This window comes from Actinomycetospora termitidis, assembly GCF_030286555.1.
Classification (GTDB): Bacteria; Actinomycetota; Actinomycetes; order Mycobacteriales; family Pseudonocardiaceae; genus Actinomycetospora; species Actinomycetospora termitidis.
The window spans coordinates 188727-206511 of sequence record NZ_JASVWF010000001.1 but is presented as its reverse complement, the minus strand read 5'-3'; the positions used below and the strand labels follow the sequence as shown (position 1 = coordinate 206511).

Genomic DNA, 17785 nt, shown 5'->3' with positions numbered 1-17785 from the left:
GAGTCACCTATCGAAGGGCCCGGTTCACCGCCGACACCACGGCCTTGAGCGACGCGGTGAGGATCGAGCCGTCGATGCCGATGCCCCACACCTCGACGTCGCCGCCGGCCCCGTCACCGACCGCGGCCTCGACGTAGGCCGCCGCCCGCGCGTCGTCGCCGGCGGACATGGCGTGCTCGGCGTAGTCGAGGACGCGGACGTCGTAGCCCACCGAGGCCAGCGCGTCGACGAAGGCCGCGATCGGCCCGTTGCCGACGCCGGTCACCTCGTGGAGGTCGCCCTCGATCTTCAGTGTCGCCGTCAGTTCGGCCTTGCCGTCGTCGTGCGTGGCGACCCGGGAGCTCACCAGCTCCAGCGGGCTGCGCCGCATGAGGTACTCCTCGGCGAAGATGTCGTACATCTCCTTCGCCGAGACCTCCCCGCCCTCGGTGTCGGTGACCTCCTGGACGCGGCGCGAGAACTCGATCTGCAGCCGCCGCGGCAGCTCCATCTGGTGCTCGGTCTTCATCAGGTAGGCGACGCCGCCCTTGCCCGACTGCGAGTTGACCCGGATGACGGCCTCGTAGGTGCGGCCGACGTCCTTCGGGTCGATGGGCAGGTACGGGACCTCCCAGGGGTGGTCGTCGACGTCGTGCCCCGCGGTCGAGGCCTCCGCGCGCATCGCCTCGAGGCCCTTGTTGATCGCGTCCTGGTGCGAGCCGGAGAAGGCCGTGAACACCAGGTCGCCGCCCCAGGGGTGGCGTTCGCCGACCGGCAGCTGGTTGCAGAACTCGACGGTGCGCCGCACCTCGTCGATGTCGGAGAAGTCGATCTGCGGGTCGACGCCCTGGCTGAACAGGTTCATGCCGAGGGTCACCAGGCAGACGTTGCCGGTGCGCTCGCCGTTGCCGAACAGGCAGCCCTCGACGCGGTCGGCGCCGGCCTGCACGCCCAGCTCGGCCGCGGCGACACCCGTGCCGCGGTCGTTGTGCGGGTGCAGCGACAGGATGATCGAGTCGCGGCGGGCGAGGTTGCGGTGCATCCACTCGATGGAGTCCGCATAGACGTTCGGGGTCGCCATCTCCACCGTCGCCGGCAGGTTCACGATCATCGGGCGCTCGGGCGTCGGCTCCCAGACGTCGCCCACCGCGTCGACGATCTCCTTGGCGTAGGAGAGCTCGGTCCCGGTGTAGGACTCGGGCGAGTACTGGAAGCGCCAGTCGGTGCCCGGTCGCTTCTCGGCCTCGGCCCGGACCAGCTTCGCGCCGTCCGTGGCGATCTTCGTGATGCCGTCGCGGTCGGACCGGAAGACCACCCGGCGCTGCAGGATCGACGTCGAGTTGTACAGGTGCACGACGGCGGAGTGGACGCCCTCGAGGGACTCGAAGGTGCGCGTGATCAGCTCGGGGCGGGCCTGCGTCAGGACCTGGATCCGGACGTCGGCGGGGATCGCGTCCTGGGTGATGATCTCGCGGACGAAGTCGAAGTCGGTCTGCGACGCGGCCGGGAAGCCGACCTCGATCTCCTTGTAACCCATGCGCACGAGCAGGTCGAACATGCGGCGCTTGCGGGCCGGGGACATCGGGTCGATCAGCGCCTGGTTGCCGTCGCGCAGGTCCACCGCTCCCCAGAGCGGGGCCTTGGTGATGACGGCGTCCGGCCAGGTGCGGTCCGGTACCGACACGCGTTCGACCATCTCGGCGAACGGCTTGTACCGGTGGATCGGCATCCGGCTGGGCCGCTGGGGGTTCCAGAACGGCTGGTCCGCGGGGATCTCGCCGTCGGGGTGGACGACGGTGTCGCGGATGCCGGCCGCCGGCATGTCGGGGGTGATGCTCATTCTCGGTCTCCGTGCTGCGGTGCAGGAATCCCGGGGGACGACGTCCGGGCCGACCGGCGAGCGCACATCACCCGCGGCGAGGGGCCGGTCTCGGTCAGACCCCGCCGCGGCTGGGAAGGAGCAGCGCGTGGAACATCGCCCTCCACGGTAGCCCCACCCACCCGGTCGTCGGCAACCCGGCTCCCGCACCCGGGCGGGGTGACGCCGCCCACCGGACCGGAAAATCACCGGACGCGCGGTACCGGTTCGGCTTACCAGTCGGTAGTGATGCGTGCCATCATCTGCGGTATGACCCAGGACGCCGACACCGGCAGCCAGCGCAAGGCGAACACCTCGGCGGACCTGCGCGCGCTCGCGAGCAAGTCCCTCACCCTCGCCGCCTCGGTCATCAAGATCCTGTGCACGATCTTCGCCGCGATCCTCGTGATCCACATCGTGCTCACGGTCGCGGCGGCGAACCCGCAGAACGGGATCACGACGTTCTTCGCCGACGCCGCGAACAGCCTCACCCTCGGCATCGGGGACCTGTTCCTGCCGGCGAGCGAGTCGCTCAAGGTGATCCTCAACTACGGCCTCGCCGCCGTGGTGTGGCTCGTCATCGGAGCCGTCGTGGCGCGCATCCTCAACGCGCTGGCGCCCTGATCACAGGCCCGGCTCCCGGGATGTGACCTCCGTTAGGGTGGACGGCTGAAGTCCCCATCCCGAGGAGCCGGAGGTCGGTCGCCGTGGCGCTCGTCGTCCAGAAGTACGGCGGGTCGTCCGTCCAGTCCGCGGAGCGCATCAAGCGCGTGGCGGAACGGATCGTGCGGACCCGCAAGGACGGCAACGACGTGGTGGTGGTCGCGTCCGCGATGGGCGACACCACCGACGAGCTGACCGATCTCGCGCTGGCCGTGCACCCGAGCCCGCCGCCGCGCGAGCTCGACATGCTCCTGACGTCGGGCGAGCGCATCTCGAACGCGCTGCTGGCGATGGCGATCACGGCGCTCGGTGGGCGGGCGCGCTCCTTCACCGGGTCGCAGGCCGGGATGATCACCACCGGCAAGCACGGCGACGCTCGGATCATCGACGTGACGCCCGGCCGCATCTTCTCCGCGCTGTCCGAGGACGGCATCGCGCTGGTCGCGGGCTTCCAGGGCGTGAGCGCGGACTCCAAGGAGATCACGACGCTCGGACGCGGCGGGTCGGACACCACCGCCGTCGCGATGGCGGCCGCGATGAAGGCCGACGTCTGCGAGATCTACACCGACGTGGACGGCGTCTACTCCGCCGACCCGCGCATCGTCCCGAACGCGAAGCTGCTCGAGACCATCACCTACGAGGAGATGCTCGAGATGGCCGCGTGCGGGGCGAAGGTGCTGCACCTGCGCGCGGTGGAGTACGCGCGCCGCGAGGGCGTGCCGCTGCGGGTGCGGTCCTCGTACACCGACCAACCCGGCACGACGATCGTCGGGTCCATCGAGGAGCTCAGCGTGGAACAGGCCGTCCTCACCGGGGTCGCGCACGACCGGTCCGAGGCCAAGGTGACCGTCGTCGGCGTGCCCGACCAGCCCGGCTTCGCCGCCCGCATCTTCCGCGCGGTCGCGGACGCCGAGATCAACATCGACATGGTGCTGCAGAACGTCTCGCACCTGAAGACGGGCAAGACCGACGTGACGTTCACGCTGCCGGTCAAGGACGGCCCCCGCGCGGTCGAGACGCTCTCCGCGGTGCAGGCCGAGGTCGGCCACGAGGAGGTCATCTACGACGAGCACGTCGGCAAGGTGACCCTCGTCGGCGCGGGCATGCGCAGCCACCCCGGCGTCACCGCGACGTTCTGCGAGTCGCTCGCCGAGGCCAGCGTGAACATCGAGATGATGAACACCTCGGAGATCCGCATCTCCGCCCTGATCCGCGACACCCAGCTCGACGACGCCGTGCGCGCCCTGCACGAGGCCTTCGACCTCGGCGGCGACACCGAGGCGGTCGTCCACGCCGGCACCGGTCGCTAGGAGACCCGTATGACCACCCTCGCCATCGTCGGCGCCACCGGTGCGGTCGGCTCCGTCATGATCGACATCATCGACGCGCGGGAGACCGTGCCGTGGTCGGAGATCCGGCTCATCGCCTCGCCCCGTTCGGCGGGCAAGCGGCTCACCGTCCGCGGGCAGGACCTCGAGGTGATCGCGCTGTCCGAGGAGGCCTTCGACGGTGTCGACATCGCGATGTTCGACGTCCCCGACGCGGTGAGCGCCGAGTGGGCGCCGATCGCGGTGGCCCGCGGCGCGATCGCCGTCGACAACTCCGGCGCGTTCCGGATGGACCCGGACGTCCCGCTGGTCGTGCCGGAGGTGAACGCCGCCGCGGCGCACACGCGACCCAAGGGCATCGTCTCGAACCCGAACTGCACGACGCTGTCGATGATGGCCGCCCTGGGCGCGCTGCACCGGGCGTTCACGCTCACCGAACTCGTCGTCGCGAGCTACCAGGCGGCGTCCGGCGCGGGCCAGGAGGGCATCGACCGGCTGCAGGCCGAGCTCTCGGCCGTCGCCGGCAAGGGCGTCGGGCACCGGGCCGGCGACGTGCGGGAGGCGGTCGCGGCGGCCGGGCTCGGCACCGACTCGCCCTTCCCGGCCCCGCTCGCGCTCAACGTGGTGCCGTGGGCCGGCTCGTACCGCGACGGCGGGTGGAGCTCCGAAGAGCTGAAGGTCCGCAACGAGTCGCGCAAGATCCTCGGGATCGACGACCTCAAGGTGTCCGCGACCTGCGTGCGCGTCCCCGTCGTCACCACCCACGCGCTGGCCGTGCACGCGACGTTCGCCTCGCCGGTCGACGTCGACACCGCCCGCCAGGTGTTCGCGGCGCAGCCCTCGCTCGTGGTGGTCGACGAGCCGCAGGAGGGCCGCTTCCCGACCCCCGCCGACGTCGTCGGGGAGGACCCGACCTACGTCGGGCGGATCCGGCAGGCGCTGGACTTCCCGGACACGCTGGACTTCTTCGTGTGCGGGGACAACCTGCGCAAGGGCGCGGCGCTGAACACCTACGAGATCGCGGAGGAGCTCGTCCGTTCCTGACGGCGGGTGCGGTTCCGGCCGCACCCGATCGGGCACCCCTCGTCGAAACGGCGTACCACCACAGCCGACGAGAGGGTGCTCGTGAGCAACAACGACCTCACCACGAACGTCGCCACCGACGACGCGGGGATTCCGGTCCAGAGCCAGGAATTCTCGATGACCGTCGGCGCGGGCGGCCCGATCCTGCTCCAGGACCACTACCTGATCGAGCAGATGGCCAACTTCAACCGGGAGCGCATCCCGGAGCGCCAGCCGCACGCGAAGGGCTCCGGGGCGTTCGGCACGTTCGAGGTGACCCAGGACGTCTCCGCGTTCACGAAGGCCGCGGTGTTCCAGCCCGGCGAGGTCACCGAGGGCATCATCCGGTTCTCGACGGTCGCCGGCGAGCGCGGCAGCCCCGACACGTGGCGCGACCCGCGCGGGTGGTCGCTGAAGCTGTACACCCGCGAGGGCAACTGGGACATGGTTGGCAACAACACGCCAGTCTTCTTCGTCCGCGACCCGATGAAATTCCAGAACTTCATCCGGTCGCAGAAGCGCCGCGCGGACAACGGCCTGCGCGACCACGACATGCAGTGGGACTTCTGGACCCTGTCGCCGGAGTCGAAGCACCAGGTCACGTGGCTGATGGGCGACCGCGGCGTGCCGGAGACCTGGCGCCACATGAACGGCTACTCGAGCCACACCTACATGTGGATCAACGCCGCCGGCGAGGAGTTCTGGGTGAAGTACCACTTCATCTCGGACCAGGGCGTCGAGTGCATGACGCAGGACCGCGCGGACGAGATGTGCGGGAAGGACAACGACTACCACCGGCGCGACCTCTTCGACGCGATCGCCGGCGGCGACTTCCCGTCGTGGACGCTGAAGGTGCAGATCATGCCCTTCGAGGACGCGAAGACCTATCGCTTCAACCCGTTCGACCTCACCAAGGTGTGGCCGCACTCGGACTACCCGCTGCAGGAGGTCGGGCGGCTCACGCTGAACCGCAACCCGGTCGACTTCCACACCGAGATCGAGCAGGTCGCGTTCGAGCCGAACAACCAGCCGCCCGGACTGGGCCTCTCGCCCGACCGCATGCTGCTCGCGCGCGGGTTCTCCTACGCCGACGCACACCGTGCCCGGCTCGGGGTCAACTACAAGCAGATCCCGGTCAACGCGCCGAAGAACCCGACGAACACCTACACGGTCGCCGGCGCGATGCGGGTGGTGAACTCGGTCGACCCGGTCTACGCCCCGAACTCCAAGGGCAGCCCGCAGGTGCCGCAGGGGCAGGTGAACCAGCCGCCGACGTGGTACGCCGACGGTGACATCCAGCGCGCCGCCTACGTGCAGCACCCGGAGGATTCCGACGAGGGCCAGGCCCGCACGCTGATGCTGGAGGTCTGGGACGACGACGCGCGGGAGCGCTTCGTCACGAACGTGTCGGGCCACCTCGCGGGTGGGGTCGGCGAGGACGTCCTGGAGCGGGCCTTCGACTACTGGCGGTCCATCGACCAGGAGATGGGCGACCGCGTGGAGCGGGCGACCCGGGAGCTCCTCGGCCAGGAGGTCAAGCAGCTCGCCCAGAGTTGATCCGTTCAAGAAAACGGGCCCGGACCGGAATGCGGTCCGGGCCCGTCCTGTTGTCCACCACAGAAGCCCTCGACACCCCTGCAGGAGGATTCATGGCCACCGCACCCATCACGAGCCCGCTCCCCGCCGACGCGCAGGAGACCGTCGGCCGGGTGCTGCAGGAGGCCGTCGCCGACCTCACCGACCTGTCGCTGATCGGCAAGCAGGCGCACTGAAACGTCCTGGGCCGCACCTTCCGTGACGCCCACCTCCACCTCGACGAGCTCGTCGACCTCGCGCGCACGCAGACCGACGAGGTCGCGGAGCGCGCGGCCGCTCTGGGTGTGTCGCCCGACGGGCGCGCCGAGACGGTGGGCAAGGAGAGCGGGCTGCCGACCTTCGACGAGGGCTGGCACTCCGTCGAGGACGTCACCGCGAAGATCGTGGAGACGCTCGCCGTCCTGATCGCGCGCCACCGCGCCCGCATCGCCGAGACCTCGGAGCCGGACCCGGTGACCGAGGACCTGCTGATCGGGCAGACGGCGCGCCTCGAGGAGGCCCACTGGATGTGGCAGGCCAAGCAGGCCGCCTGACGGCCGCCCCGAACTGAGCGAAGGGCGCCCATGGCCCGTCTATCCGACCGATGGTGCCCTTCGCTCAACCGCGGGAGCGGGCGGGCGGGGGGTCAGACGTACTTGCTGCCCGCGTCCTCACCGAAGTAGTGGCCCTTGTCGAGGTCCTCGAGCAGGCCGGGGCCGGTGGGGGTCCAGCCGGTGACCTCGCGGGTGATCGCGTTCGTCGCCGGGCTGTCGTAGCCCACGAACGCGGCGAGGAAGCCGAAGACCTCCGGTGCCTCGTCCTCGGCGATCGAGCGGACGGGCACGTCGAGGTGCCGGCCGATCGTGGCGGCGATGTCGCGCATCGGGATGCCCTCGTCGGCGACCCCGTGCAGCACCGACCCCGGCGGCGCCACCTCGATCGCCAGGCGGAAGAGTCGGGCGGCGTCGGCGACGTGCACCGCGGTCCACCGCGCCGAGCCGTCACCGGTCCAGCCGGCCACACCGGCGCGGCGGGCGCCCGCGATGAGCGTGGGAACGAACCCGCCGTCGCCCTCACCGTGCACCGTGGGTGAGAGCCGGACGACGGCCGTGCGCAGCCGCGGGGCCAGGGCGAGCGTGGCGGCGGCCGAGGCCTGGCGACCGGCCGCCATCGAGCCCGCGGGCGGCACGTCCCGCTCGGTCGCGGGCTCGCCCGAGGCCAGCCCGAGGATGCCGCCCGCGATGGCCAGGGCCCCGCCCTCCGGCAGGCCTGCGGCGAGGGCCTCGACGGCGGCCGTGTCCGAGGTGACGGCGTCGGCGAACCCGCCGGAGAAGGCGATGTCGTGCCGGAAGGCCAGGTGGACGACGGCGTCGACGCCGGCTGCGGTGGCGCGCAGGAGGTCGAGGTCGGTGATGTCGCCGCGGACGACCGTGGCGCCCGCGGCCTCGACGGCGGCGGCGGAGGCGTCGGACCGGGCGAGTCCGGAGACGGTGTGGCCGGCCGCGAGCAGCTCCGGGACGACGGCGGACCCGATCCAGCCGGACGCCCCGGTGACGAACACGCGCATGAGGAGAACCTCCGAGAGTACGGTGACCGCCGATGTCAGCGGCTGACATCGACCGTAGCACGCGATGTCAGAGTCTGACATCCCCTAGGGTGTGACGCATGGGTCGTTGGCAGCCGGGCGCGCAGGGACGCCTGCAGCAGGCCGCCATGGAGCTGATCACCGAGCGCGGGTACGACCGGGTCACGGTCGCCGAGATCGCCGAGCGGGCCGGGCTGACCGAGCGCACCTTCTTCCGGCACTTCGCGGACAAGCGCGAGGCGCTGTTCGCCGGCCAGGACCAGTTCGGCGAGTCGATCCTGGCGGGGCTCGCCGCCGCGCCGCCCGACGTGTCGCCGTTGGAGGCCGCCGTCCGGGGGGTCGAGGCCGCCGGCACCTGGCTCGACGACGAGCGTCGTCCGGGGGCGCGGGCGCGGCAGGCCGTCATCGACGCCCATCCCGAGCTGCAGGAACGCGAGCTGATCAAGCTCGCCCGGGTGAGTGCCGCGATGGCCGCCGCCCTGCGGGACCGCGGCGTCGACGAGGGGGAGGCGGTGCTCGCGGCCGACGCGGGGATGGCGGTCTTCCGCCTGGCCTTCACCCGGTGGGTGGCCGATGACGGCGAGCACGACCTGCCCTGGCACGTGCGGTCCGCGCTCGAGGTCCTCCGCGCGGTCGTCGGCTGACTACCCCTGCGCCTCGCCGAGGTGCGAGCGGGCCGCCTCCTCGAGGTGCGTCAGGTCGCTCGCGACGCTGCACCACGAGAAGCCCTCGGCGAACCGCCGCGCCGCCACGGCCCCGCTCGGTGTGTGGATGCCGGCGACGATCCCGGCGGACGCGCACGCGGCGCGGACCCGCTCGAGGGCCTGCGCGAACACGTCGTCGTAGGCGGGATCGTCCGGGGCCGCCCCGCCGAGGCCGAGCCGGAGATCCGACGGCCCGATGTACAGCCCGTCGACGCCGGGCACCGCGGCGATCTCCTCGACCGCGGCCAGGCCCTCCGCCGTCTCGATCATCGGGAGGCAGAGCACCGCGGCGTCGGCCTCGGCGGGCCGCGTCGGGAAGCGCAGCTCGGCGCGGACCGGGCCCATCGAGCGACGGCCGGCCGGCGGGTAACGGCACGCCGCCACCGCGGCGCGGGCGTCGTCGGCGGAGTTCACCATCGGGATGATCACGCCGGTCGCGCCCGCGTCGAGCGCCTGGCCGATCCAGAACTGCTGGTTGTCCTGCACCCGGACGAGCCCCGCGCAGCCGCGGGCGTCGAGCGCGGTCATCCCGTCGAGCAGGGCGCGGTAGTCGAGCAGGCCGTGCTGGGCGTCGAAGCAGACGTAGTCGTAGCCGACGCCGGCGACCCGCTCCACGGCCTGCGGGTTGTCCGAGAGCACCCAGTAGCCGATCGTCCGCGCGCCGCTGCGCAGCTTCTCCACGAGAGTCATGACCCGATGGGAACAGGCATGTCCAGGGCACGCCGAACGAAGGCGATCTCGGCGGCGGTGTGGTTCAGCGTCTCGGCGACCACCAGCGACCCGTGCCCCGCGTCGTAGCGGACCATCGCGTACGGCTTCCCCAGCTCGGCCAGCCGGTCGAGGTAGTTGTCGATCTGTCGGATCGGGCAGCGCGGGTCGTTCTCACCGGCCAGGAGCAGCACCGGGGCCGTGACGTCGTCGACGTAGGTCAGCGGCGAGGCCGTGCGGTACCGCTCGGGCACCTCCGTGGGCGACCCGCCGAACAGGGACCGGTCGAACGCCCGCAGCGGCTCCATCTCGTCGGAGTAGGCGGCGAGGTAGTCCGCCACCGGCACCCCGGCGGCTCCCACCGCCCACCGCTCCGGCTGCAGGCCGAGCCCGAGCAGCGTCAGGTACCCGCCCCACGACCAGCCCTCGAGCACGCAGGCGGCCGGATCGGCGAGCCCGGACTCCACCGCCCACGCGTGCACGGCCGCGACGTCCTCGAGCTCAGTGGTCCCGGGGCGCCCCTCGATGGCGTCCCGCCAGGCCGAGCCGTAGCCCGACGAGCCGCGGTAGTTCACGTGCACCACGGCGAAGCCCGCGTCCAGCCACACCGCGCGCACGGCCGAGTAGCGGTCCTCGTCCGCCGCCTGCGGCCCACCGTGGATCTGGAAGACGGTCGGGACGGGCCCGGTGGTGTCCTCCGGGCGGGAGTACAGCGCGTGCACGTCACCGGCCGGCCCCGGCACCCACGCGTCCTCCAGCACCACCGACGGCGCGGGCCGGTCGCCGGGCGGGGTGAGCAGCACCTCGTCCGTGCCGTCCGGGCGCAGGACGCGCACGCTGGAGGGCTGGGCGGCCGAGGACCACCCGTACTCCACGGACCCGTCCGGGCGGACGTCCGCGCCGCCCACCGAGCCGCGGGCCGTCGGCAAGTCCGAGAGCTTCCCGGACTCCAGGTCGTAGCGGTGCAGCGTCGTCCGCCCGGCCCGCGTGTGCGCGACGATCAGGGCGGTCGCGTCCGGGTAGAAGCCGGCGCCGAGGTCCCCGGGCAGGTCGATGTCGAGCTCGGTCTCGGTGCCCGTCAGCGGGTCCCAGATCAGCAGCTCGTCGCGGCCCCGCCGCTCGTGCTGCACGAGCAGGCGCGGGTCGCCCGCGACCGGCGCGAACTCGATCGGCTCCAGGCCGAGGCCCTCGCCGTCGTACAGGTCCGCGACGGCCGAGGAGTCGTCCACCCGCAGCACCCGGATCGCGGGGTGCCGCGAGTCGCCGTGCTCGGAGTGCGAGATCGCGAGCAGGGACTCGTCCCGGGAGAGCGCACCGATCCCGGCGTCCTCGGTGTGGGAGTAGACGGTGCGCAGCGGAGCGTCGCCGACCTGCACGGCCAGCGTGGACCCGTCGTCGGTCGACCAGCCGATCGCGGTCGTCGTCGTGCCCAGGTCGAGGCCCGCGGGGTAGCCGCGCTCGGCGCCCGGGACGGCGGGCCCGGCCGGGGTGCCGGGTGCGAACGGCTCGCGGACCCAGGTGCCGAACTCGTCGCCGTCGGTGTCGTCGAACCACCAGATCCAGTCGCCGTCGGTGGAGACGGTCGCGCCCCGGGTCCCGTTCGGCCGGTCGGTGACGCGGCGGTGGGCGTCGGTCTGTCGGTCCCAGGCGTAGACCTCCCAGGTCCCGCTGGCGTTCGAGGAGTAGACGCTGCGCGCCGGGGCGTCGCGCGCCCAGTCGGGCACCGAGATGCGGGCGGCGGTGAAGCGGCCGCGCCAGCGGGCCTCCGCCTCCGGGTCGTCGAACAGGGCGTCGGGGACGTCCACGGCGGGATCGCGTCGGGTCTCCACGACGCCGAATCATGCCTGCCGCGGTCGGACCGCGCGCCCGCCCACGATCGTCACCGGTGTGCGCGGTTCCGCACGCCACGGACTGGCGAGTACGCGCCGGAAACGGCAAGTTTCACGCCATGGCGTCCGACGAAGGCCCCACGCCGCCTCCAGCCGCATCGGGGAGGGTGGAGCGCATGGCGCCCGACGAACTCTCCGCGCTGACCCGGCCCGTGCGGCGGATCGCGATCGTCAACCGCGGCGAGGCGGCGGTCCGGCTGATCCACGCGGTGCGCGACATCAACGCCGAGCGGCGCGGCCGGGACCCGATCCGCACCATCGCGCTGTCCACCGACGCCGAGCCCGCCGCGATGTTCGTGCGCGAGGCCGACGAGGTGTACCGCCTCGGCGCGGCCGCCGACCGTCCCTACCTCGACCACGACCGCCTCGCCGAGGCCCTGGTCGCGACCGGGGCCGACGCGGTGTGGGTCGGCTGGGGCTTCGTCGCGGAGGACCCCGGCTTCGCTCAGCGCTGCGCCGATCTCGGCGTCACCTTCATCGGGCCGAGCGCCGAGGCGATGCGCCGGCTCGGCGACAAGATCGGCGCGAAGCAACTGGCCGAGGAGTCCGGCGTCCCCGTCGCCCCGTGGAGTGGCGGCGCGGTCGACTCGCTCGACGAGGCCCTCGAGGCGGCGACGGCGATCGGGTACCCGCTGATGCTCAAGGCCGCCGCGGGCGGCGGGGGACGCGGGATCCGGACGATCCGGGGCGCCGACGAGCTGCGGGCGGCCTTCCAGAACACCCGCGACGAGGCACGCCGCGCGTTCGGCAGCGACGTCGTCTTCCTCGAGCGCCTGGTCACCGGGGCGCGCCACGTCGAGGTCCAGGTGATCGCCGACGCGCACGGCACCGCCTGGGCCCTCGGCGTGCGGGACTGCTCGATCCAGCGGCGCAACCAGAAGATCATCGAGGAGTCCGCGTCTCCGCTGCTGACCGCGGAGCAGACCGACGAGCTCAAGGCGTCGGCCGAGCGTCTCGCGCAGCGCGTCGGCTACTGCGGCGCGGGGACCGTCGAGTTCCTCTACCACCCGGGCGACAAGACCTTCTCGTTCCTCGAGGTCAACACCCGGCTGCAGGTCGAGCACCCGATCACCGAGGTGACCACGGGCACGGACCTCGTGCGCCTGCAGATCCACGTCGCGAGCGGCGGCCGTTTGACCGGACCGCGGCCGTCCGAGGTCGGCCACGCCGTCGAGGCGCGGCTGAACGCCGAGGACCCGGACCGCGAGTTCACCCCGTCCCCGGGGCGGATCGAGCTGCTGGAGCTGCCCAGCGGGCCGGGCGTGCGGGTGGACACCGGAGTCAGCCGCGGCGACGTCATCCCGCCCGACTTCGACTCCATGATCGCCAAGATCATCGCCTCCGGGCGCACCCGCGACGAGGCCCTCGCCCGGCTACGTCGCGCGGTGTCCGAGACCGCGGTCGTCGTCGAGGGCGGCGTGACGAACAAGAGCTTCGTCCTCGCCCTGCTCGACCGGCCCGAGGTGATCGACGGGTCGGCCGACACCGGATGGATCGACCGGGTCCGCGCCGAGGGCGGGCTGGTCGAGGACCGGAACGCGGGCATCGCCCTCGTCACGGCGGCGATCGAGGCGTACGAGAGCGAGGAACAGGTCGAGGTCGTCCGGCTGCTGGAGACCGCCCGCGGCGGGCGCCCACAGGCCACGCACCGCACGGCGCGTCCCTTCGACCTGACGCTGCGCGGACAGAGCCACCGCGTCGAGGTCTCCCGGATCGGGGCGCAGCGCTTCCGGGTGGCCGTCGTCGCGGGGGAGGACGGCGGGTCCGACCGGATCGTGCACGTCACGGTCCACCCGCTGGACGCCCACCACCGCCGGGTGGTCGCGGGCGGTCAGGGACACCGCGTCCTGTCCGCGACGCACGGCCCGGTGCACTTCGTCGAGGTCGACGGGATCGCCCACCGGGTCAGCCGCGACGAGGGCGGGGTGGTGCGGGCCCCGGCGCCGGCGCTCGTGGTGGCCGCCCCGGTGGCCGTCGGCGAGGAGGTCGCGGCAGGCGCCCCGGTCCTCGTGCTCGAGTCGATGAAGATGGAGACGCAGCTGCACGCGCCCTTCGCGGGCGTGCTGCGCGAACTGCACGTCGCGACCGGCAGCCAGGTGGAGACCGGCACGCCGCTCGCGCGCCTGGAGCCGCTGGAGGACCCGGAGGAGGCGGCGTCCGCCGAGGACGCGGCGGCCACGGAGCTGGACCTGCCCGACGCCGCCGACGACACCGGCCGGCCCCTCGACGACCTCGTCGCGGTGCTGCTCGGCTACGACGTCGGGGCCGGGGTCGACGGCGGGTGGGGCGCCGAGGCCGTCCTGGCGCGCTACCTCGCGGACCGGGACCTCGCCGGCGCCCGCGGCGAGGACGTGCACGACGACGAGATCGGGCTGCTCGCGGTGTTCGCGGACTTCGCCGAGCTGTCCCGCAACCGCCCCGCGGACGAGGAGGCCCGCGCCGAGATGCGGGTGCACAGCCCGCGCGAGTACTTCCACACCTACCTGCAGAGCCTGGACACCGAGCGCGGCGCCCTGCCGGAGATGTTCACCGCCAAGCTGCGCAGCGTGCTCGCGCACTACGGCGTGGACGACCTCACCCGCACCCCCGAGCTCGAACGGGTGGTGTTCCGGGTCTTCCTCGCCCAGCAGCGCTCCGCCCCGGACCTCGCGATTGTCACCGCGGTCCTGCAGCGCTGGCTCGTGGAGCCCGCGATCGACGACGACCGTGCTCCCGGGGTGCGGGAGCTGCTCGACCGGCTGGTCCGGGCCATGCAGCGCCGTTTCCCCGCCGTCGGTGACCTCGCCCGCAGCGTGCGCTACCGCTGGTTCGACGAGCCCGCGGTCCTGCGGGAGCGCGGCGCGGCCCTGGAGAACGTCTCCGGCGAGCTGGCGTACCTCGACGAGCACCCCGACGCCCCCGACCGCGCGGGGCGGATCGAGGCCCTGGCCGCGACCCCCGAGCGGGTGGTGGGCCTGCTCGCCGACCGCCTGCTCGCGGGCGTCCCGGTCCGCGAGCCGCTGCTCGACGTCCTGACCCGCCGGCACTACCGCGGCTACGAGCTGCACGACCTGCGCACGCTCACCCTCGACGGGCGCCCCGGCATCGAGGCCGACTACGTCCTCGACGACCGGCCGACCCTGCTGGTCTCCACCGTCGGCACCGTCGACGAGCTCACGGCCGACAGCGGTCTCGCCGTCGCGCTCGCGGAGTGCGTCGCCGCCCGACGGAGCGACCAGGCGGGCGTCGTCGACCTGTACCTGGCGTGGCCGGACGCCCCGGAGGACCCGGAGGCCTGCTCGGCGGTGCTGCGCGAGCGCCTCGGCGCGGTGCCGGTCGCGCAGGACGTGCGCCGGGTCGCCGTCGCGGTGTGCACGCCGGGCCGTCCCGTCGGCTACTTCACCATCCGGCCCTCGGGCGACGGCGGGCTGGTGGAGGACGACCTGGTCCGTGGGGTGCACCCGATGGTCGGGCGCCGCCTCGACCTGTGGCGGCTGCGGGACTTCGACATCACCCGCGTCGACGCCCCCGACGACGTGCTGCTCTACCACGCGATCGCGAAGGACAACCCGGCCGACCAGCGTCTCGTGGCCCTGACGCAGGTCCGGGAGCTCGCGGTGGTGCGCGACGCCGACGGCCGGGTGTCGTCGCTGCCGCAGGTGGAGCGGGCCATCGCCGACTGCGTCGAGGGCATCCGGCGGGCCCGGGCGACGCGTGCGTCGAAGTCCGTGCCGCTGGACATGAACCACGTCTGGATCCACATCTGGCCGCCCATCGAGGCGGAGCTCGAGCAGATCACCGCCCTGCGGGCGAGCATCGCGCCGATCACCTCCGGCGCCGGCATCGACGAGGTCCTCGCCTCCGGGCGGATCGTGACGCCCGAGGGCGACTATCCCGTGACCGGGCGCTTCTACGCCCAGCCCGGGGCGGGCGTGCAGTACTCGGTCGGCCCGCCGCCCACCCACCGGCTCGCGCCGATGGACGACTACGGGCAGAAGGTCATGCGGGCCCGCCGCCGCGGCACGGTGCACCCCTACGAGGTGCTCTCGGTCGTGGCCGGGGAGAACGGGACGGTCGTCGAGCACGACCTGGGGTCCGACGGGTTGGCCCCCGTGCAGCGGCCGCCGGGCGGCAACAGCGCGGGCATCGTCGTCGCGGTCGTGACGACCCCGACGACCGCCTATCCCGAGGGCGTCACCCGCGTCGTGCTGGCGGGCGACCCGACGAAGGCGCTCGGCGCGGTGTCCGAGCCGGAGTGCTCACGGATCATCGCCGCGCTCGACCTCGCGGAGACGATGCGCGTCCCCGTCGAGTGGTACGCGCTCTCGGCCGGCGCGCGGATCGCGATGCAGTCCGGCACCGAGAACATGGACTGGGTCGCGCGCGGGCTCAAGCGGATCATCGAGTTCACGCAGGCCGGCGGCGAGATCGACGTCGTCGTGGCCGGCATCAACGTCGGCGCCCAGCCGTACTGGAACGCCGAGGCCACCATGCTCATGCACACCAAGGGCGTGCTGGTCATGACGCCGGAGTCGGCCATGGTGCTGACCGGGAAGCAGTCGCTGGACTTCTCCGGCGGCGTCTCGGCCGAGGACAACTTCGGCATCGGCGGCTACGACCGTGTGATGGGGCCCAACGGTCAGGCACAGTACTGGGCGCCGGACCTCGGCAGCGCCCGCGACATCGTGCTCGCCCACCACGAGCACGCGTACGTCGTCCCGGGCGAGGACGGGCCCCGGCGGCTGCCGACCTCGGACCCGTACGACCGGGACATCACGACCGCGCCGCACGACTCGCCGGACTCGACCTTCACCACGGTCGGCGAGATCTTCTCTTCGGCGACCAACCCGGACCGCAAGAAGGCGTTCGACATCCGGACGGTGATGCGGGCCCTCACCGACGCCGACCACCCGACGCTGGAGCGCTGGGCCGGCATGGCCGACGCCGACACGGCGGTGGTGGTCGACGCCCACCTCGGCGGCCACCCGGTCTGCCTGCTCGGGATCGAGTCCCGCGCCGTGCCGCGGCGCGGCTTCCCGCCCACCGACGGCCCGGACACCTACACCGCGGGCACGCTGTTCCCGAAGTCGTCGAAGAAGGCCGCGCGGGCGATCAACGCCGCGAGCGGGAACCGACCCGTCGTCGTGCTCGCCAACCTCTCCGGGTTCGACGGCTCCCCGGACTCGATGCGCAACGTCCAGCTCGAGTACGGCGCCGAGATCGGCCGCGCGGTGGTCAACTTCGACGGCCCGATCGTGTTCTGCGTGATCTCGCGCTACCACGGCGGGGCGTTCGTGGTCTTCTCCAAGGCCCTGAACCCGCGGATGACGGTGCTCGCCGTCGAGGGCTCGTTCGCCTCGGTGATCGGCGGTGCGCCGGCGGCGGCGGTGGTGTTCGCCGCGGAGGTGGACAAGCGCACGGAGGCCGACGCGCGCGTCACCGAGCTCACCGAGGAGGTCCGCGCGGCCGACGAGGTCGAGCGGGCGCCGCTCGCCGCGCGGCTGCGCGAGGTCCGGACGGCGGTCCGGGCGGAGAAGCTCGGGGAGGTGGCCGCGGAGTTCGACCGGGTGCACAGCATCCACCGGGCCGTCGAGGTGGGGTCGGTGGACGCGGTGATCTCGGCACAGGAGATGCGCCCGCGGATCATCTCCGCGCTGGGCTGATCCTCCCGACGACGGGTCGCCAGGCTCCCGCGGGCGGGAGCTGGTGGCCCATCCCGTCGACCTCGACGAGCTCTGCGCCCGGGATGGCGGCGGCCAGCGCGCGCCCGTGCTCGACCGGGAAGACCGGGTCGGCGGTGCCGTGGACCACGGTCGTCGGGAGCCCGGCCAGGGTCGACAGGTCGTCGGGGCCGGGCGCCGCGTCCCCCAGCACGAGAAAGTGGTTGGCGGCGCTCGCGAGGTCCTTCGTGCGGGCCACGACCTGCTCGGCGATCGCCCGGATCCGCGCCTCCTCGAACATGCGCGGGCCGGCGCACGGGCGCTCGGCCTCGACGATCGCCGCCACGGGATCGTCGAGCTCCGGGCCGGGGGCGAGCGACGGGTCGGAGCCCGGGAGACCGGTGACGCGCGGGTCCACGGCGGTCGTGGCGATCAGGGTCAGCCCGGCGACGCGGTCGCGGTGGGCGAGGGCGAGCTCCTGGGCGATCCCGCCGCCCATCGACAGCCCGATCACGTGCGCGGCGCCGATGCCCAGCCCGTCGAGCACCCCGAGTGCGTCGGCCGTGAGGTCGGCCCCGGTGTAGCCCGGGGCGCCGGGCGGCCAGTGCTCGGCCTCGCCGGTGTCGCGGTGGTCGTAGCGCACGACCCGGAAGCCGCGGTCGACGAGCGGCGTCGTCGCGATCGCGTCCCACCAGTCGCGCGACCAGGTCGCGCCACCGATCAGCAGGACCGGAGGCCCGTCGTCGGGACCGAGGGATTCGGCGGTCGCGAGTGGTGGTGACATGCAACCAGTTG

The 17785-nt window shown here is 73.0% G+C and carries 11 protein-coding genes and 1 pseudogene; 7 read left to right on the top strand and 5 right to left on the bottom strand.

All coding sequences use genetic code 11. The features are described 5' to 3' along the window. Positions 1 to 7: 7 nt before the first annotated feature. Positions 8 to 1801 (bottom strand): 2-isopropylmalate synthase, encoded by a 1794-nt coding sequence (leuA, locus tag QRT03_RS01050; protein ID WP_286052016.1) that lies wholly within the window; start codon positions 1799 to 1801, stop codon positions 8 to 10. A 306-nt stretch (positions 1802 to 2107) separates the two neighbouring features. On the opposite strand from leuA, the gene QRT03_RS01045 reads away from it, so the two are divergent. The 5 genes and pseudogenes from QRT03_RS01045 to QRT03_RS01025 all read left to right on the top strand — a co-directional run bounded on the left by QRT03_RS01045 (position 2108) and on the right by QRT03_RS01025 (position 7019). Beyond that, on the top strand, positions 2108 to 2461 hold the full coding sequence (locus QRT03_RS01045; protein ID WP_286050569.1) for a hypothetical protein: 354 nt from the start codon (positions 2108 to 2110) through the stop codon (positions 2459 to 2461). An 83-nt stretch (positions 2462 to 2544) separates the two neighbouring features. Next, entirely contained in the window at positions 2545 to 3810 is a 1266-nt protein-coding gene (locus tag QRT03_RS01040; protein WP_286050568.1) for an aspartate kinase, read from the top strand. 9 nt (positions 3811 to 3819) lie between these two features. Beyond that, positions 3820 to 4872 carry an aspartate-semialdehyde dehydrogenase gene (locus QRT03_RS01035; protein WP_286050567.1) on the top strand — a complete coding sequence of 351 codons (1053 nt, stop codon included), beginning with the start codon at positions 3820 to 3822 and terminating at the stop codon, positions 4870 to 4872. A gap of 81 nt (positions 4873 to 4953) precedes the next feature. Then, positions 4954 to 6447 carry a catalase gene (locus QRT03_RS01030; protein ID WP_286050566.1) on the top strand — a complete coding sequence of 498 codons (1494 nt, stop codon included), beginning with the start codon at positions 4954 to 4956 and terminating at the stop codon, positions 6445 to 6447. Positions 6448 to 6539: 92 nt separating this feature from the next. After that, a pseudogene (locus tag QRT03_RS01025) lies at positions 6540 to 7019 on the top strand (Dps family protein). A 92-nt stretch (positions 7020 to 7111) separates the two neighbouring features. Here the strand turns inward: QRT03_RS01025 and QRT03_RS01020 are convergent. Continuing rightward, positions 7112 to 8032: an SDR family oxidoreductase gene (locus tag QRT03_RS01020; RefSeq protein ID WP_286050565.1), complete on the bottom strand. Its 921-nt coding sequence runs from the start codon at positions 8030 to 8032 to the stop codon at positions 7112 to 7114. A gap of 98 nt (positions 8033 to 8130) precedes the next feature. Here QRT03_RS01020 and QRT03_RS01015 point away from each other — a divergent pair, with 98 nt between their 5' ends. Then, a complete protein-coding gene (locus tag QRT03_RS01015; RefSeq protein ID WP_286050564.1) occupies positions 8131 to 8694 on the top strand; it encodes a TetR/AcrR family transcriptional regulator in 564 nt (187 codons plus the stop codon). Here QRT03_RS01015 and QRT03_RS01010 read toward each other — a convergent pair whose 3' ends face one another. Both QRT03_RS01010 and QRT03_RS01005 read right to left on the bottom strand, forming a co-directional pair. Beyond that, positions 8695 to 9444, bottom strand: a complete 750-nt coding sequence (locus QRT03_RS01010; protein ID WP_286050563.1) for an HpcH/HpaI aldolase family protein — start codon at positions 9442 to 9444, stop codon at positions 8695 to 8697. Beyond that, positions 9441 to 11291, bottom strand: a complete 1851-nt coding sequence (locus QRT03_RS01005; RefSeq protein ID WP_286050562.1) for a S9 family peptidase — start codon at positions 11289 to 11291, stop codon at positions 9441 to 9443. Before QRT03_RS01005 ends, QRT03_RS01010 begins: the two co-directional genes overlap by 4 nt. 176 nt (positions 11292 to 11467) lie before the next feature. Between QRT03_RS01005 and QRT03_RS01000 the strand changes: the two genes are divergently transcribed. After that, a complete protein-coding gene (locus tag QRT03_RS01000; RefSeq protein ID WP_286050561.1) occupies positions 11468 to 16993 on the top strand; it encodes an ATP-binding protein in 5526 nt (1841 codons plus the stop codon). Here QRT03_RS01000 and QRT03_RS00995 read toward each other — a convergent pair. After that, positions 16974 to 17774 carry an alpha/beta fold hydrolase gene (locus QRT03_RS00995; RefSeq protein WP_286050560.1) on the bottom strand — a complete coding sequence of 267 codons (801 nt, stop codon included), beginning with the start codon at positions 17772 to 17774 and terminating at the stop codon, positions 16974 to 16976. The genes QRT03_RS01000 and QRT03_RS00995 overlap by 20 nt on opposite strands. Between the last annotated feature and the right edge of the window lie 11 nt (positions 17775 to 17785).

What these genes read in the sequence shown, in the direction of transcription:
- QRT03_RS01000 (WP_286050561.1), top strand. Translation starts at nt 11,468, where the DNA reads ATGGCGCCCGACGAACTCTCCGCGCTGACCCGGCCCGTGCGGCGGATC.
- QRT03_RS00995 (WP_286050560.1), bottom strand. Translation starts at nt 17,774, where the DNA reads ATGTCACCACCACTCGCGACCGCCGAATCCCTCGGTCCCGACGACGGG.
- QRT03_RS01045 (WP_286050569.1), top strand. Translation starts at nt 2,108, where the DNA reads ATGACCCAGGACGCCGACACCGGCAGCCAGCGCAAGGCGAACACCTCG.
- QRT03_RS01020 (WP_286050565.1), bottom strand. Translation starts at nt 8,032, where the DNA reads ATGCGCGTGTTCGTCACCGGGGCGTCCGGCTGGATCGGGTCCGCCGTC.
- QRT03_RS01015 (WP_286050564.1), top strand. Translation starts at nt 8,131, where the DNA reads ATGGGTCGTTGGCAGCCGGGCGCGCAGGGACGCCTGCAGCAGGCCGCC.
- QRT03_RS01010 (WP_286050563.1), bottom strand. Translation starts at nt 9,444, where the DNA reads ATGACTCTCGTGGAGAAGCTGCGCAGCGGCGCGCGGACGATCGGCTAC.
- leuA (WP_286052016.1), bottom strand. Translation starts at nt 1,801, where the DNA reads ATGCCGGCGGCCGGCATCCGCGACACCGTCGTCCACCCCGACGGCGAG.
- QRT03_RS01035 (WP_286050567.1), top strand. Translation starts at nt 3,820, where the DNA reads ATGACCACCCTCGCCATCGTCGGCGCCACCGGTGCGGTCGGCTCCGTC.